Origin of the sequence: Microbacterium sp. Au-Mic1 (assembly GCF_021341785.1) — a bacterium.
Lineage (GTDB): Bacteria > Actinomycetota > Actinomycetes > Actinomycetales > Microbacteriaceae > Microbacterium.
Window position 1 is genome coordinate 1 of sequence record NZ_JAJTTF010000016.1, and the last position, 15,614, is coordinate 15,614.

General features: G+C 72.4%; 11 protein-coding genes and 1 other RNA gene. 5 read left to right on the forward strand and 7 right to left on the reverse strand.

The features are described 5' to 3' along the window. Positions 1–1,100 (reverse strand): DNA polymerase III subunit gamma and tau (locus tag LXM50_RS17335; RefSeq protein WP_233312732.1); only part of this gene is annotated, 1,100 nt, incomplete at its 3' end. 144 nt (positions 1,101–1,244) lie between these two features. Here LXM50_RS17335 and LXM50_RS17340 point away from each other — a divergent pair. Next, positions 1,245–1,421, forward strand: coding sequence for a DUF1918 domain-containing protein (locus LXM50_RS17340; RefSeq protein WP_233312733.1), 177 nt, complete (start codon positions 1,245–1,247; stop codon positions 1,419–1,421). Between the two features lie 72 nt (positions 1,422–1,493). On the opposite strand, the gene LXM50_RS17345 is transcribed toward LXM50_RS17340, so the two are convergent. The 4 genes from LXM50_RS17345 to ffs form a co-directional block, all read right to left on the reverse strand. After that, positions 1,494–3,998, reverse strand: a complete 2,505-nt coding sequence (locus tag LXM50_RS17345) for a glycoside hydrolase family 65 protein (protein ID WP_233312734.1) — start codon at positions 3,996–3,998, stop codon at positions 1,494–1,496. Between the two features lie 26 nt (positions 3,999–4,024). Then, entirely contained in the window at positions 4,025–4,762 is a 738-nt protein-coding gene (locus LXM50_RS17350) for a beta-phosphoglucomutase family hydrolase (protein ID WP_233312735.1), read from the reverse strand. Between the two features lie 114 nt (positions 4,763–4,876). Further along, the gene (locus tag LXM50_RS17355) at positions 4,877–5,581 is read right to left on the reverse strand and encodes a hypothetical protein (RefSeq protein WP_233312736.1); all 705 of its coding nucleotides are present in this window, start codon (positions 5,579–5,581) and stop codon (positions 4,877–4,879) included. A 90-nt stretch (positions 5,582–5,671) separates the two neighbouring features. Then, positions 5,672–5,768, reverse strand: an RNA gene (gene ffs / locus LXM50_RS17360) — signal recognition particle sRNA small type. Positions 5,769–5,883: 115 nt separating this feature from the next. On the opposite strand from ffs, the gene LXM50_RS17365 reads away from it, so the two are divergent. The 4 genes from LXM50_RS17365 to LXM50_RS17380 all read left to right on the forward strand — a co-directional run bounded on the left by LXM50_RS17365 (position 5,884) and on the right by LXM50_RS17380 (position 13,633). Next, positions 5,884–6,912, forward strand: a complete 1,029-nt coding sequence (locus tag LXM50_RS17365) for a MoxR family ATPase (protein WP_233312737.1) — start codon at positions 5,884–5,886, stop codon at positions 6,910–6,912. Between the two features lie 62 nt (positions 6,913–6,974). After that, entirely contained in the window at positions 6,975–8,258 is a 1,284-nt protein-coding gene (locus LXM50_RS17370) for a DUF58 domain-containing protein (protein WP_233312738.1), read from the forward strand. Further along, positions 8,248–10,560, forward strand: coding sequence for a DUF3488 and transglutaminase-like domain-containing protein (locus tag LXM50_RS17375; protein ID WP_233312739.1), 2,313 nt, complete (start codon positions 8,248–8,250; stop codon positions 10,558–10,560). The genes LXM50_RS17370 and LXM50_RS17375 overlap by 11 nt, the downstream gene beginning before the upstream one ends. A 115-nt stretch (positions 10,561–10,675) precedes the next feature. Next, on the forward strand, positions 10,676–13,633 hold the full coding sequence (locus LXM50_RS17380; protein ID WP_233312740.1) for a DEAD/DEAH box helicase family protein: 2,958 nt from the start codon (positions 10,676–10,678) through the stop codon (positions 13,631–13,633). 90 nt (positions 13,634–13,723) lie between these two features. On the opposite strand, the gene LXM50_RS17385 is transcribed toward LXM50_RS17380, so the two are convergent. Both LXM50_RS17385 and LXM50_RS17390 read right to left on the reverse strand, forming a co-directional pair. After that, on the reverse strand, positions 13,724–14,440 hold the full coding sequence (locus LXM50_RS17385; RefSeq protein WP_233312741.1) for a DedA family protein: 717 nt from the start codon (positions 14,438–14,440) through the stop codon (positions 13,724–13,726). 186 nt (positions 14,441–14,626) lie between these two features. Next, positions 14,627–15,523, reverse strand: a complete 897-nt coding sequence (locus LXM50_RS17390) for a rhodanese-related sulfurtransferase (protein WP_233312742.1) — start codon at positions 15,521–15,523, stop codon at positions 14,627–14,629. Between the last annotated feature and the right edge of the window lie 91 nt (positions 15,524–15,614).

Below are 15,614 nucleotides of genomic sequence, written 5' to 3' on the forward strand. Positions count from 1 at the left end.
GCGAGCGCGGTCAGCACCCGAGCCACGAGCAGCTCGAGGTGCAGGCGCGGCGACGTCGCGCCCGACATGTCGTCGAGGGCGGAGCTCACGAGGTCCGCCGCGCGGGACAGACGCGGGCCGCCGAATGCAGCGGCCTGATCCCGCATGCGGGTCAGCTCGTCCTCCGGGACGCCGCGCAGCACCGCGGAGGCGGCGTCGCCGACGGCGGCGATCACGATGAGGTCCCGCAGGCGCTCCAGCAGGTCGTCGACGAAGCGCCGCGGATCCTGTCCGGTCTGCACCACCCGGTCGATCGCGGGGAAGGCCACGGCTGCGTCGCCCGCGGCAAGAGCGTCCACGATCTCGTCGAGCAGCGCGGAGTGCGTGTAGCCGAGCAGCGCCACCGCGCGCTCGTAGGTGACATCGCCGTTCTCGGAGCCGGCGATGAGCTGGTCGAGCAGCGACAGCGTGTCTCGTGGGGAGCCTCCCCCGGCGCGCACGACGAGCGGCAGCACGCCCTGGGCGACGGTCACGCCCTCTTCCTTGCACAGCTTCTCGACGTACTCGAGCATCGCCGCGGGCGGCACCAGCCGGAACGGGTAGTGGTGCGTGCGGGAGCGGATCGTGCCGAGCACCTTCTCGGGCTCGGTCGTCGCGAAGATGAACTTGATGTGCGGCGGCGGCTCCTCGACGAGCTTCAGCAGGGCGTTGAAGCCCTGCGGCGTCACCATGTGCGCCTCGTCGAGGATGAAGATCTTGAATCGGTCGCGGCTGGGCGCGAAGGTCGCGCGCTCGCGCAGGTCCCTCGCGTCGTCGACGCCGTTGTGGCTGGCCGCATCGATCTCGACGACGTCGAGGGATCCGCCGCCGTTGCGCGAGAGCTCGACGCAGCTCGGGCACACGCCGCAGGGGGTGTCGGTGGGGCCCTCCGCACAGTTCAGGCAGCGCGCCAGGATGCGCGCAGAGGTGGTCTTGCCGCAGCCTCGCGGGCCCGAGAACAGATAGGCGTGGCCCACCCGGTCGCCGCGCAGTGCGGTCATGAGCGGATCGGTCACCTGCGACTGCCCGATCATCTCCCCGAAGTTCTCGGGCCGGTAACGGCGGTACAGGGCTGTGCTCACCCGTCAAGACTACGGTGTGCGTCGGACATCGGCGCGGGCCTTCCGGCGCCGGACTCGACACCGCGGCCGACGATGCCGGAGAAGCCCGCGAGAACCCCTGCCGCGCGTCCTCGAACGGACGTACCCTGAAGGAGGAGGTGGACGATGACGCAGGTGGCGGCAGGCGACCGGATCCGCATCCACGGCCGGGTGGTGGGCGGCGCAGAACGATCCGGCGTGGTCCTCGAGGTACGCGGCGAGCTCCTCGTCGTGCAGTACGACGACGGGCACGAGGCGGTGCTCGCACCGGGCAGCGACTGCGAGATCAGGCACAGCGAGTAGGCCCGGCGAAGCCGCGGTCCGCACCGGGCGCCGGTCCCTCGAGACTCTCGGGGACCAGCGCCACGGCGGGGACTACTCCCCCGATTCCCCGGCGTATCCGACGATCGGGATCGCGGAGGTCGTCGGCACGGTCGGCGACAGGATCGTGCCGTCTTCACGGCGGGCCTGCGAGCCGAACTCCGGGCGCCCGCGGAGGACGGGGCCCTGATCCGCGAGATGCACGGCGGCGGCGGCATCGATCGACGCCGTGTGCGCCGTCCCGCGCACCGAGAACGAGACCGGGTCCCCGGCGCGGACCTCGACCAGCAGCCGGTCCGCGGTCAGCGTGATCTGCAGCTGGGATCCGTGCCACTGCAGCGGGTACGACAGCTCGGGCCAGTCGGTGGGCAGCCGGGGGTCGAAGCTGAGCTCGCCGTCGTGGTCGCGCATGCCGCCGAAGCCGCAGACGAGCGCGGTCCACACGCCGCCCGCCGATGCCACGTGCACGCCGTCCGAGGCGTTGCGGTGCAGGTCACCCAGATCGACGTAGATCGCGTGCTCGAAGTACTCGTGCGCGAGGTCCTGGTAGCCGACCTCGGCGGCCAGGATCGACTGCACCACGGCCGACAGCGTCGAGTCGCCCGTGGTGAGCGGGTCGTAGTACTCGAAGTCGGCGAGCTTCTCGGCTTCGGTGAAGTGGTTGCCCTGCAGGAACAGCGCGAGCACGACGTCGGCCTGCTTCAGCACCTGGAACCGGTAGATCACAAGGGGGTGGAAGTGCAGCAGCAGCGGGCGCTGCTCGGCCGGGGTGTTCGGCAGATCCCACACCTCGCGCTCGAGGAAGAGCGAGTCCTGGGGGTGGATCCCCAGAGCCGGGCTGAACGGGATGTGCATCGCTTCGGCGGCGCGCTCCCACTGCTCGACCTCGGCGGGCTCGATGCCGAGCCGCTCCACGGCGGCGTCGTACGCCTCGGGCGCGTCGGCGGCCATCTCCCGTACCACGCGCGCCGCGAAGCGCAGGTTGTACCGCGCCATCACGTTCGTGAAGAGGTTGTCGTTGACGACCGTCGTGTACTCGTCGGGGCCGGTCACGCCGTGTATGTGGAACGTGTCCATGCCGGCGGCGGAGCGCCAGAACCCGAGCGTCGCCCACATCCGCGCCGTCTCCACCGCGATGTCCACGCCCTCGCGGTAGAGGAATTCGTCGTCGCCGGTGGCGCGCACGTACTTGCCGAGGGCATAGCTGACGTCGGCGTTGATGTGGTACTGCGCGGTGCCGGCGGCGTAGTAGGCGCTGGCTTCCTCGCCGTTGATCGTGCGCCAGGGAAACAGCGCTCCGCCCTCGTTCAGCTGGCCGGCCCGGCGGCGGGCAGCGGGCAGCATGTGCACCCGGCAGCGCAGCGCGTTGCGCGCGAACTGCGGCGACGTGTATGTGAGGAACGGCAGCACGTACACCTCGGTGTCCCAGAAGTAGTGCCCGCCGTAGCCGGATCCGCTCACGCCCTTCGCCGAGACGCCGGCGCCGTCGGCGCGCGCCGAGGCCTGTGCGATCTGGAAGAGGCACCAGCGCGTCGCCTGCTGCAGATCGTCGTGCCCGGCGATGCGCACGTCGCTGCGCTCCCAGAACGCGGTGAGCCACTCGGACTGCTTGGCGAACTGCGCCTCGACACCCTCCACCGCGGCGCGGTCGAGGGTGCGCCGGCAGCGGTCGATGAGTTCGCGCGCGGGCACGCCGCGGGAGGTGTGGTAGCTGACGAGCTTGGTCACGCGCGTGGGGACGCCCGCCTTCGCCTGCACCCGGAACACGTTCTTCGCGATGTCGGGCTCCACGAGCTGACGCGCCGTGTAGTCGTTCTCGGTCTCGACCAGGTGGTCGGCCACCACGGCGAGAGTCATGCCCGAGTTCGCGACGCGGTACGCGAGCGCTGAGCGCCCGCCGTCCTGCCAGTACTCCGCGGGCTGCAGCACCCGGTCGCCGAACCGCTCCGCCTTGCGCGGGTCGAAGCCTGCCTTCTCCCCCGGGGATCCGGCGGCCATCGACGGCACCCCGCCGTACACGTCCTCGCCGTCCTGCCGGTTCAGCAGCTGACACGAGATCGTCACGGGCGCGTCGGAGTTCTCCACGGTGACCTCGAGGCGCAGCACGGCGAGATGCCGTTCCACGAACGACACGATGCGTTCGTCGCGGATGCGCACGCGCTTGCCCGAGGGCGTCTCCCACAGCACCTCGCGCTCGAGGACGCCGGTGCGGAAGTCGAGCGCGCGCCGGTACTCGCGCACGTCCGCCTCGTCGAAGCTCAGCGGCTCGTCGTCGACGTAGACCCGCATGACCTTGGCGTCGGGGGCGTTCACGATCGTCTGGCCGACCTCGGCGAAACCGAACGCCTGCTCGGCATGGCGGATCTTCCAGGTCTCGTGCAGGCCGTTGATGAAGGTGCCGTGCTCGAGCGCGTTGCGGCCCTCGATGTGGTTGCCGCGCAGGCCGAGGTACCCGTTGCCGAGCCCCAGGAGGGTCTCGGACACGCCGGGATTCGCGTGCGGATAGGACGTCTCGACCAGACGCCACGGGTCGACGGGGAAGAGGTCGCGATCGATCATGCAGTGCTCTCCGTGAGGGGATCGGGTCAGGACAGGAAGCGGGCGAGGTCGTCCACGACGACGGTCGCGCCGTGGGCGAGAAGGGAATCGGACCCGGCTCCGCGATCGACGCCGACGACCGTGCCGTAGCCGGCCGCGGCCGCCGAGGCGACGCCGCTGGTCGCGTCCTCGACGGCGACCGCGGATGCCGCGTCCACGCCGATGCGCTCGGCGCCCACGCGGAACACGTCGGGGGCGGGCTTGGAGGCGAGGTGCTCGCGCTCGGCGACGACGCCGTCGACGACCACCGTGAAGAAGTCGCGGATACCGGCCGTGGCCAGCACCTCCTCCGCGTTCTTGGAGCTGGACACGACCGCCATCGGCACGTCCGCGGCGCGCAGTTCCTGCAGCAGGGCGAGCGATCCGGGATAGGGCGCGATGCCGTCGCGGCGCAGCGCCTCCGAGAAGGCGACGTTCTTGCGGTTGCCGATCCCGCACACGGTGTCGGCCTCGGGGTCGTCGTCGACCGACCCCCAGGGGATCTCGACATTGCGGCTGCGCAGCAGACTCGCGACGCCGTCGTAGCGCTTCTTGCCGTCGACGTAGGCGAAGTAGTCCTCGTCGGTGTAGGCGGGTGTGATGTCCCAGAGCAGGAAGACCTCGTCGAACACCGCCTGCCAGGCGCGCATGTGCACCTCGGCGGTCGGCGTCAGCACGCCGTCGAGATCGAAGAGCACGGCGGCCGAGCGATGCAGGTCGGGGAGCGCTGCGGGAGTGTCGGGCACGGCAGAAGCCTCCGGGTGGCTGAGAACGGGATCTTTCGGACCGGCACGTCTGGGTGCCACCCTGTCCAGGGTAGTGCGCAGGGGGTGCCGCGGGAAGGCGTGCGGACGACGGACTCAGGGCAGTGTCGCGACCTTCTCGGCCGTGACGACCCGCAGTTCGGGGATGCCCGTGCCGTTGTAGACCGTGGTCCGCCCAGCCGCCGAGGGCACCGCGAAAGCGATCCGCAGCACGTCGCCACTCACGACGGCGTCGAGGACGCCTGGATCCGCCGTCAGTGCGACCGGATTCGCGGCGTCCTGCAGTGCACGCGCCGGCTGCGTCGCCCCGATGAAGCCGATCAGCCCCGTGGTGTCGCGCAGGCTCTCCGGGATGGTCTCGGTCCCGACCTGGATCTCGACGTAGGCCGTGTGCTGCTCTCCCTCGTGACCGGCGGTGTCGTGCAGGAGAGCCGCCAGCTGCGCCGGATCCAGCGCGGGATAGGCCGGGTCGGCCGGAGGCACGGCGGGCGCTGCCGACGCGGTGGGCACCGCCGTCTCGACGACCGGCTGGGCGTCCTCGGGCGCGGAGCCGCCGGAAGAGGACTGCTCCGTCATACCGGCGACGACCCCGAGCGCGGCCGGGATCAGGATGAGCGCCGCGATGCCGATGAAGATGAGGGGCGTCCACGACCGTCGCTGCGGCGGGGTCTCGGATGGACCGGCCCCGGCAGGGCGCGGACGGCCGTCCCGATCGTGTTCGAGCGGCGGGATCACGTACGGCGCGCTGAGGTTCTTCGGCACGGCCGAGTAGACGGTCGGCCTGCGCTCGTCACGTCCCATGCTCGGACACTAGCGCGTGCGCGTTCCCGGGAGGTGAGGCACTCCCCCGGTGGCGCAGTGGAATCGCGTCGGGAACCGGGTCGGGGCAAAAGAAAAGACCCTCCGCGCACCCGACAGAGCCTGGTTACCCTTGCTGCGTTTCCGCCCTGGGGGAGTTGGCCTGGGTGCCGCCACGCGGAGAGCCGTCGTCAAGTCTACCCGAGGTCGCGGGCGGGTCCGACCGGATCCCCCGCCCGGCGGTCCCCGCCCCGGGTTACGATCAGAGACGCGGGCGCACCGCGGCGCCCGGTGAGAGGGACGCCATGCACGCCACGAACACCGCCGACGTCACCACGAGCACCGCCCAGGACACGACATCCCGCGACGACGCCGGGATCGATGCGACCGAATTCGCGCGTCAGACCGCCGCGATCCTGGACTCCATCACCGAGGTGATCGACGGCAAGGACGACGCCATCCGCAGTGCCCTCGTCTGCCTGCTCGCCGAGGGGCACCTGCTCGTGGAGGATGTGCCCGGCGTCGGCAAGACGATGCTCGCCCGCGCCCTCGCCGCCAGCATCGACGCCACCGTGCGCCGCATCCAGTTCACGCCGGATCTGCTTCCGGGCGATGTGACCGGCGTGAGCGTCTACAACCCGGTCGCGCAGGAGTTCGAGTTCAAGCCCGGAGCCGTGTTCGCGCACATCGTGATCGCCGACGAGATCAACCGCTCCTCCCCCAAGACCCAGTCGGCGCTGCTGGAGGCGATGGAGGAGCATCAGGTCACGGTGGACGGGAACTCGCGGCCTCTGCCCGATCCGTTCCTCGTGGTCGCCACGCAGAACCCGCTCGAGATGGAGGGCACCTACGCCCTGCCGGAGGCGCAGCGCGACAGGTTCATGATGCGGATCTCGATGGGCTACCCGGACGCGGCGGCCGAGACCCTCATGCTGCGCCAGCGCGACGTGCGCAACCCGCTCGACGGCATCCGCCCGGTGCTGGCCGCGTCCGACGTGCGCGCGCTGATCGCGTGGGCTCGCGCGGTGCACGTCGCACCGGCGCTCGAGGAGTACGCCGTGGCGCTGTCGCAGGCCACCCGCAGCGACCCCAACCTGCATCTCGGGGCGAGCCCCCGGGCGACGCTGCAGCTCGTGCGGGCGGCGAAGGTGCAGGCCGCGCTGGACGGGCGCGACTACGTCGTGCCGGACGACCTCACCTCGCTCCTGCCGGCCGTGTTCGCGCATCGGCTCATCCCCGCGCGCGGCTTGCACCGGGCCGGAGCGCGCCCGATCGAGGCCGCTCTCGAGGGCATCGTGCGGCGCATACCCGTGCCGGTGGGCCTTCCGCGGTGAACCGCCGGGAGCGCGCGCGGCGCGAAGCGGATCCGCCCGGGCGGAGGATGACCGGGCGCGGCGTGAGCGCGCTCCTGATCGGGATCCTCCTGGTGATCGGCGCGAACGTGCTGGCCACGCCGGCGCTGCTTTACGTGGCCGCGCTGCTGTTCGCGCTGCTGATCCTGGCTGCGCTGTTCGTCTTCGTCCCGGGCCGGCGGGTGCGGGTGAGCCGGACGGTCGCGGCGGATCTGCTCACGGTCGGCGACGACACCTCGGTGCGGGTGCGGGTGGATCTGCGCACCCTGGTGCGCGCGCCGTCGGGGCGCTGGCGGGACGGGCTGCCCGCCGCCGTGCGCGGCTCCGCCACCGGCGCGTTCCCGCCCGAGGACGCGGAGGCGATCCCCGGCGGGACCACCATGACCATGACGTATCCGATCTCGGGGGTGCGCCGCGGGCTCGCCTCGCTCGGGCCGCTGCGGCTCAGCACCGCGGATCCGTTCGGGCTGTTCGTCCGCACCGACGAGCTCGGCGACGTGACCCCGATCACGATCGTGCCGCAGGTCGTGCCGCTGCCGCGCCTGACCGACCGCACCGGGCGCGCCGGCGGGACCGCGCAGACCTCGTCGCACCGGCTCGGTCAGGGTGCGGACAACCTCTCCCCCCGCCGGTACGTGCCCGGCGACTCGATGCGGCGGATCCATTGGCGTGCGACCGCGCACCGCGGCGACCTGATGGTGCGCCAGGAGGAGCAGGAGTCGAGCCCGGACGCGCTGGTGGTGCTCGACCGTGCGGGCGCGCGCTGGATCGGAGCCGACCGGGAGACGGACTTCGAAGGCTTCGACCGCGCCGTCACCGCCTGCGCCTCGATCGCGATGCACCTGGTGGACAACGGATTCGCCGTGGACGTGGTCGATGCGACCGGCGTGCTGATCGGCCGCCTGCGTGGCGCCGAGGACGAGCGCGACGGCCTGCTGGTGAGCCTTGCCGGCACCGCTCCGCGCTCCGGCGAGCGCGACCACGGGCTGCCGGCGGCGAGCGAGGGGCATACGGTCGGTCCGCTGGTCATGATCACCGGAGCGATCGACACCGCCGACGCCGGTGCGCTCCCGCACGGCGGCGCCGGCACCCCGATCCTCATCGCCGCCGCCCCCGACGCGGACGCCCTGCCGGCCGCGGAGATGCAGGGCTGGCGCACGGCGCTGCTCGGCGACGACCCTGCCGATGCCTGGGGCGACGTCGGCGCCGGCGAGCCCGGATCCGCATCCGCCGACGCCGGCACCGCACTCGGCCGGTCGCCGCTGTCCCGCGACGCCACCGGGGCCTCCTCCCCCGCCGGTACGGAGGAGGGGGCGCATGTCCGCTGAGCTGAGCGCGTACGGGGGCCCGACGCAGCACCGCACGCGCGACGGCGGGCCCGTGGCGGCGGCGCTGCTCACGGCGCTGGGCGTTCTCGTGGCGGTGTGGCCGCTCAGCGCGGTGGTGCAGCCGGGCAGCTGGAGTGCGGGTGCCGCCACCGCTGCCGGATCCGTGATCGTCGCGGGCGCGGTCGCGCGGTTCCTCACCCGTCGCTCCCCGGTCTGGCTCGCGATCCCCGCCGTGCCCGTCGTGCAGCTCGGCGCCGGGCTGATCGCGCTCACGGTGTTCGTCGCACGGCAGGCCGGGCGTGGATGGCTGCTGCCGACGCCCGAGGTGTGGCGCGCGATCGACGCCTTCCTCTCCGCCGCGCTCGGCGAGATCCGCGGCGGTGTCGCTCCGCTCGCGTCGTCCCCCGCGATCGCCGTGGGCGTGGCCGTCGCGACCGGCCTCATCGCCGTCGTCCTGGATCTCGTGCTCGTGACGCTGCGGGCGCCGCTCGTGGGAGCCGTACTGGTCACCGCGCTCGGCGCGGTGCCGGGGGCGATCGTGCACCAGGGCGCGAACCCGGTGTGGTTCATCGGGCTCGCTCTCGCGATCCTGCTCTTCCTGCATGTCCAGTTCGCGCCGCCGGGATCCGCACGCCCCGTGTCCGCAGGGGGTGCGTCCGCGTCCCGTCACGCGCGCACCGACGCCCCCCTGCGCACGCGACGACTGCCTGCGTTCGCCCTCGGCTTCCTCGCCGTGCTCGCGGCGCTCATCGTGTCGCCGCTGCTGCCCCTTTCCGCCTCGGGACTCAACATCGGCGGGGGCAGCTCCACCCTGAGCGCCACCCTCAACCTCGGGCAGGATCTGCGCCGCCCCTCCCCCGTCACCGCGCTCACCCTGATCTCCCAGGACGGCACGCCGCCCTACCTGCGGATCGCCACGCTCACCCGGTTCGACGGTTCCGCCTGGCAGCCGGATCGGCCCGCCACGGTGCCCCTCGCACAGGGCTTCGGGGATGTCGCCGCCCCGGAGGGCGTCGCGCTGCACAAGACGAGGATCACCGTCCGCACCGCGGGGATCTCCGGGTCCTGGCTGCCCGTGCCGTATCAGGCCACGGCCGTGCGCGGCGAGAACGGCAGCTGGAACGCCGCCGTCGACAACCGCACCGTGATCGCGGCGAACGGCGATGCGGCCGAGCAGAACTACACGATCGACACGGCCACGCTCGAGCCCACGCTCGACCAGATCCGCGCATCCACCGCCACGGGTTCCGACGCCCCGCAGGACCTGCGCGCCCTCCCCGCGAACATGCCCGCGATCATCGCCGACAGTGCGCGGGAGGTGGTCGGCGGATCCGCCACCGACTACGACAAGCTGATCGCGCTGCAGACCTGGTTCCGCGCCGGGTTCCGCTATTCGCTGCAGACGCCGGTCGATGACGGCTTCGACGGCACCAACGTCGATGCCGTGGCGAAGTTCCTCACCGTGCGCGAGGGCTACTGCGTGCACTTCGCCGGGGCGTTCGCGCTCATGGCGCGTTCGCTGGGCATGCCGGCGCGGATCGTCGTCGGCTATCTCCCGGGTACGGCCACCGACCGCCGCTCCGACGACGGGCGGGTCGTGTTCGAAGTCTCCACCGACCAACTGCACTCCTGGCCCGAGGTGTACTTCGCCGGCATCGGCTGGGTGCCGTTCGAGCCGACCGCGACTCGCGGCGTCCCGACCGCCTTCACCGAGAGCAGCTCCGGATCCGACAACGGCACGCTGCCCTCCGCCGGGGCGACGCCGCAGCCCACGACGAGCGGGATCGCGAAGGATCCGAAGAACCTCGACGTGCCGAACGCGGGGGCCACAGGAGCGTCGACGCCGACGGCGCTGCAGGCGATGCCCGTGGTATGGACGGTTCTGGCCGTGCTCTTCGTGCTGCTGATCCCGGCCTTGATCCGGCGCGTACAGGCCGCGCGCCGACGGGCCTCGGCGGGCCGGGGCGACGCGGTGGCGGCGTGGTCCGAGCTGCGCGCGACGATGCAGGATCTGGGTCTGCCCGCGTCGTCCGCGGAATCGCCGCGCGCACGCGGCGCGCGTCTCGTGCGGGATCGCGGCGCGGATCCCGCCGACATGGACGTTCTCGTGCGAGCGATCGAGCGCGCCAGCTATGCCCGCTCGGGATCCGGCTCCGCGCTGGACGATGTGGATCTGCGTCCTCCGCTGGACGCGATCCGGAGGCGGCTGCGCGAGCACGCATCCCGCCGGGACCGGATGGCGGCCGTCCTGGCCCCGCGTTCGCTGCTCGGTGCCCGACTGCTGGCGGCCTCGACGTCCTGAGCGCTCGGGGCGTGGCGTCTCCCGAACGTCCGGGCGCACCGGCACTACGCTCGGAATCCGGTGCCCGATCCCGGACACCGGACGGCGTCGACGGCGCCTGCACGGAGGGGGATGCATGGACGAGCCCGCCGCGCCCCTGGCGCACTGGCGTTTCACCGGCACCCTGCGCACGTATCAGGCTCAGGTGCTGGCGAAGCTTCCCCCCGGATCCGGGGATCAGCTGCACATCGTGGCTCCCCCCGGCTCCGGCAAGACCCTGCTGGGCCTGCTGCTCGCCGCCCGTGAGGGCGGGCGCGCGCTCGTGCTCGCACCGAGCACGACGATCCGCGAGCAGTGGGCGCAGACCGCCACCGCGCTCGCTCCGGACTCCGCCGCAGTGTCGACGGATCCGCTGCGCATCGCCGACCTCACCGCCCTCACCTACCAGGCGCTGAGCGTCACGGGCGACGGATCCCCGTTCGACGCGCTCGCCCGCGGGCGATGGGTGGACGAGCTCGTGGACGCCGGTCGCACGCAGGCCGCGGCGGAGACCTGGCTCGCCGAGCTCGCGGTGGACAATCCGGGCCAGTACCGCTCGGGCCTGCGCCGACGCGTGAAGCGCATCCGTCGCCGGTTCACGCGCGAGCGCCCCGAGACGATCGCCCGTGTGCTGCACCCCAACGCGGTCGCGCTGCTGGAGCGGATCGTGGCGGCCGGCGTCGACACGGTCGTGCTGGACGAGTGCCATCATCTGCTGGACCACTGGGCGCTCGTCGTCGCGTACCTCGTCGCCGCGATCCGCGAGCGCGGAGGTCGCGGTCTGGTGATCGGACTCACCGCGACACTGCCGGACGCGGCGGACGGCACGGAGTTCGACAACTACACCCAGCTGCTCGGCGAGGTCGATTTCGAGGTGCCGACGCCGGCGGTCGTGAAGGAGGGGCATCTCGCGCCGTACCGCGACCACGTCTGGTTCACCGAGCCGGTCCCGGCCGAGGCCGCCTTCATCCGGCGGCACGGCGCGCAGCTGGACGAGCTGCTCGGCCAGGTGCTGTCCACCCCCGATGGCATCCGCTACCTCGAGGAGCGCCTGCAGCCCGCGGATCCGGATCCTCCGCAGCTCGCCGAACCGGAGACCGCACCGGCCGGGGAAGCGGCTGAAGCGATCCCCGTCCCGCCGTCGCCGTCTCCCGCGGCCCTCGAGCGCGCCCTCGCCGACGATCTCCCGCTCACGCGGTCCTGCGGCGTGGTGCTGCGGGCGCTCGCCCCGCAGCACCCGCTCTGCGCGATCCTGCCGCCGGTGCTGTTCGAGCGGTGCACGACCGACGACCTGCTGACCGTGCTCGCACGATTCGCACTCACCCGGCTGCTGCCCGATCCGGGTGCGAAACGGCAGTGGCGCTACGTCAAGAGGGCTCTGGCCGACTTCGGCCTGCTGCTCACCGATCGGGGGCTCCGCCGTGGCAGGGATCCGGTGGAGACCACCCTGGCCTTCTCGGAGGCGAAGGACCGCGCCGCGGTGGACATCCTCCGCCTCGAGCTGGGCGGAGCGGACGGGCCGCGGGTCAAAGCCGTCATCGTGACCGACTTCGTGGATCACGGCAACAGCCGCGGGCTCGTCGGCGAGAGCGCGGCCGGCGCCCTGCGCGCCTACGACTTCGTCGTGAACGATCCGCTCACCGCGACCCTGAACCCGGTGCTGCTGACGGCCGACCGGATCCGCGTGCCGGCGCCCCGCGCCGTGGAGTTCGCCGCCGCGCTCACGGAACGGGTGGGATCGGGCGTCCAGGTGCGCCCCGACGGCGTCGGCCCGTGGCGCGAGCTCGACGCTCCCGGTGTCGGCGCCGGGCGCATCGTCGCCGCGGTCTCGGCTCTGATGTCGGCGGGGTCCGTGCGCCTCATCGTCGGCACCCGCGGCCTGCTCGGCGAGGGCTGGGACTGCCCCGCCGTGAACACCCTGATCGACCTCACCACCGTGACCACCTCGACGGGTGCCCCGCAGCTGCGGGGCCGCACCCTGCGGCTGGATCCGGGATGGCCGGGGAAGGTCGCGCACAACTGGTCCGTGAGCTGTCTGATCCCGGCCGACGTCGCGCTGGACGACGCCACGGAGCCGCGCCGCCTCACCCGCCGACACGGACATCTGCTCGGGCTCAGCGCCGACGACGACGGCCGGATCGTCCGCGGCCTCGGCAATGCGCTGTCCCACGAGGCCCGTGCGCTGCTGCACCGCGTGCTCGGCAAGGAACCCGCGGCATCCGTCGACGACCTCGGCGACCTGGTGCGGACCGAGGTGCTGCCGCGCGCCGCGACCCGCGCCGCCTGGCGGATCGGCGAACCCTACGTCGCGCAGGAGCGCGAGACACTCGCGGTGAGATCCTCGTCGGCGACGGCGCTGATCCCCACCACGCGCGTGGTCCGCTCGGCGATGCCGTGGGCCGTGCTGGTCGGCATGACGGGGAGCGCCGGCATCACCGCCGTCGTCGCGAACGCCATCCCGATCACGCCTGCTGCGGGCGTCGGCATCGCGCTGGCCGTGGGCGCTGCGCTCTCACTGGGCGGTGCGATCGGACCGCTCGTTCGCGACCGCCGTCGCCGCCGCGATCCCGCGGCCTCGTTCCGCGGTGCCGCGGTGGCGCTCACCCGCACGCTGACCGAGGCGGGACGGATCCGCCCGCTGGACGAGACCGGGATCGTCGTGCGCGAGGAGGGCGACCGGATGCGGATCGAGCTCGCCGGCCCCGATCAGCGCATCGTCGCGGACGCCGTGCAGGAGCTGTTCGCCCCGCCGTCGGCGCCGCGGTTCCTGCTGCGCACCGACCGCGACGACGTCGGCGGCCGGGTCTCGCTCATCGGCCTGGTGGCCGCCACGCAGCACCGGGATCTGCGCGGCGCGGCCTTCCTCGCGGTCCCTCGCATCGTGGCTCGCCGACGCGTCGACGCCGAGGCGTTCCTCCGGCACTGGCAGGAGCAGGTCGGCGCGGCCGAGCTCGTCGAACTGCAGGGCGAGCAGGGCCTCGCGCTGCTCGCCCTCGCGCGCCGCGCACCGCGCGTGCTCGACGCCGCGGAGCCGCGCACCACTCTCTGGGGCTGAGGTCAGCACGATCCGTGCAGGATCCGCGCCCACGACGGCGGCGCAACGGTGCCTGGCCTCGGCGGTGCAACGGTGCCGGGCCTCGGCGGCTCAGGCGCCCTCGACGCTCCCCGCCTGCAACGGCCTCTGCGCGGACCGCGCCGGATCCGGCTCGGCGTCGGGTTCGGGCGCGACGGCCTCGGCCGCACCGGGACGCGCCGGCTCGGCATCTCCCCTGCGACGGTGCCACCAGCGCAGCGCGTGGTCGATGCCGAACCCGAGGATGACGGCGAACACCACCGCGACGCCGACGCCCAGCAGCGGGTTGTCGTGCACCCATTGGCCGGCGAGCAGTCCGATGCCCAGCGCGTAGGCGACCCACGTGATGCACGCGAAGAGGTCGTAGAGGAAGAACCTGCGGTGTGGGAAGCCGGTCTGGCCCGTCATGTAGTTCACCGCGACGCGACCCCACGGGATGTATCGCGCGGTGAAGATCAGCGCCGCGCCGCGCTTGTCGAGCTCGTACCGGGCCCACTCGAACATCTTGTGCACCCGCGGCCGGCGCATCCACGCCCAGCGCTCGGTACCGATCGTGCGGCCGAGCAGGTAGGCCATGTTGTCGCCTGCGACCGCGCCGACCAGGGCGACCAGCCCGAGCACGACGAGGTTCGGCTCACCGCTCTGCAGTGACAACGCGGCGAGCGCGACGAGTGCGGTCTCGCTGGGCAGGATCGTGGCGAACCCGTCGATGAAGAAGAACACCAGCAGCACCGGGAACAGCCAGAGCTGCCCCGCAGCGTGCAGCAGCCAGGCGTTCAGCAGATCCATGCCATCCACGCTACGGCGCGCGGGAACCGCCGTCGTCATACCTGAGAGTGATGTTCCGAACTGTTCACGGCGGCGGTATCGCATGGGGTCGTTGAGCGAGCACCGGCCCTTCGACGCGCTTCGCTCGCTCAGTGCGGGTCTCCGCGAGGCGCGAGACGAGACGCCGTGACCTCGCAGGGTCCCCGCTCAGCGCGCGATCGCGTGCTCCGCGCACGGCACCGCCACGCACGTCGCGCAGACCACCGCCTGCTGCCGGCACGACGGATCGGGGCAGTTCGCGGTGCGGTTCGTCGCGGCGCCGCAGCCGGCGCACACCCCGATGACCGCCGCGTGATCGGAGAAGTCGACGGATCCGCGCCCGTCGAACACGTACAGGGACCCGTCCCACAGGCCGTCGTCGCCGTATCGCTCGCCGTATCGGACGATCCCGCCTTCGAGCTGGTACACCTCGCCGAAGCCGCGCGCCGTCATAAGACTGGACAGCACCTCGCAGCGGATCCCGCCGGTGCAGTAGGTGACGACCGGCCTGCCCTTGAGGTCGTCGTATACGCCGGAGTCGAGCAGACCCACGAAGTCGCGTGTGGTCTCCACCTCGGGCACGATCGCCCCGCGGAAGCGACCGATCCCGGCTTCCAGGGCGTTGCGCCCGTCGAAGAACACCACGTCCTCACCGCGTTCCGCGACGAGCTCGTGCAATGCCTCCGGGGTGAGCCGTGCACCGCCGCCGACCACTCCCCGTCCGTCGACCTGCAGCTCGCCAGGCGCTCCGAAGGAGACGATCTCGTCGCGCACCTTCACGCTGAGCTTCGGGAAGTCGACGCTGAGCCCGTCGGCGTCGACCGCCGTGCCCTCGCTCCATTTCACGTCCGCATCACGGAACGGCGCATAGGAGCGGAACGAGCGCAGCCACTTCTTCATCGCGGGCAGGTCGCCGCCGAGGGTGCCGTTGATGCCGTGCTTCGAGATCAGGATGCGTCCGCGCAGGTGCAGCGCCTCGCACAGGTCGCGCTGCCAGAGACGGATCGCCTCCGGATCCGACAGGGGCGCGAAGGCGTAGAACAGCACGATCTTCGGGGTGGGCACCCAGCGATCCTAGTTCGACCGGACGGCCGTCGCTGCGCCGGACGTCGCCGCACCGCCGCACGGATCCGGGTGCCCCAGCCGCAGGGAACCC

Excerpts from the sequence above, each read along its gene's own strand:
- LXM50_RS17340 (WP_233312733.1), top strand. The coding sequence starts at position 1,245 with ATGACGCAGGTGGCGGCAGGCGACCGGATCCGCATCCACGGCCGGGTG.
- LXM50_RS17345 (WP_233312734.1), bottom strand. The coding sequence starts at position 3,998 with ATGATCGATCGCGACCTCTTCCCCGTCGACCCGTGGCGTCTGGTCGAG.
- LXM50_RS17355 (WP_233312736.1), bottom strand. The coding sequence starts at position 5,581 with ATGGGACGTGACGAGCGCAGGCCGACCGTCTACTCGGCCGTGCCGAAG.
- LXM50_RS17365 (WP_233312737.1), top strand. The coding sequence starts at position 5,884 with ATGCACGCCACGAACACCGCCGACGTCACCACGAGCACCGCCCAGGAC.
- LXM50_RS17375 (WP_233312739.1), top strand. The coding sequence starts at position 8,248 with ATGTCCGCTGAGCTGAGCGCGTACGGGGGCCCGACGCAGCACCGCACG.
- LXM50_RS17380 (WP_233312740.1), top strand. The coding sequence starts at position 10,676 with ATGGACGAGCCCGCCGCGCCCCTGGCGCACTGGCGTTTCACCGGCACC.
- LXM50_RS17385 (WP_233312741.1), bottom strand. The coding sequence starts at position 14,440 with ATGGATCTGCTGAACGCCTGGCTGCTGCACGCTGCGGGGCAGCTCTGG.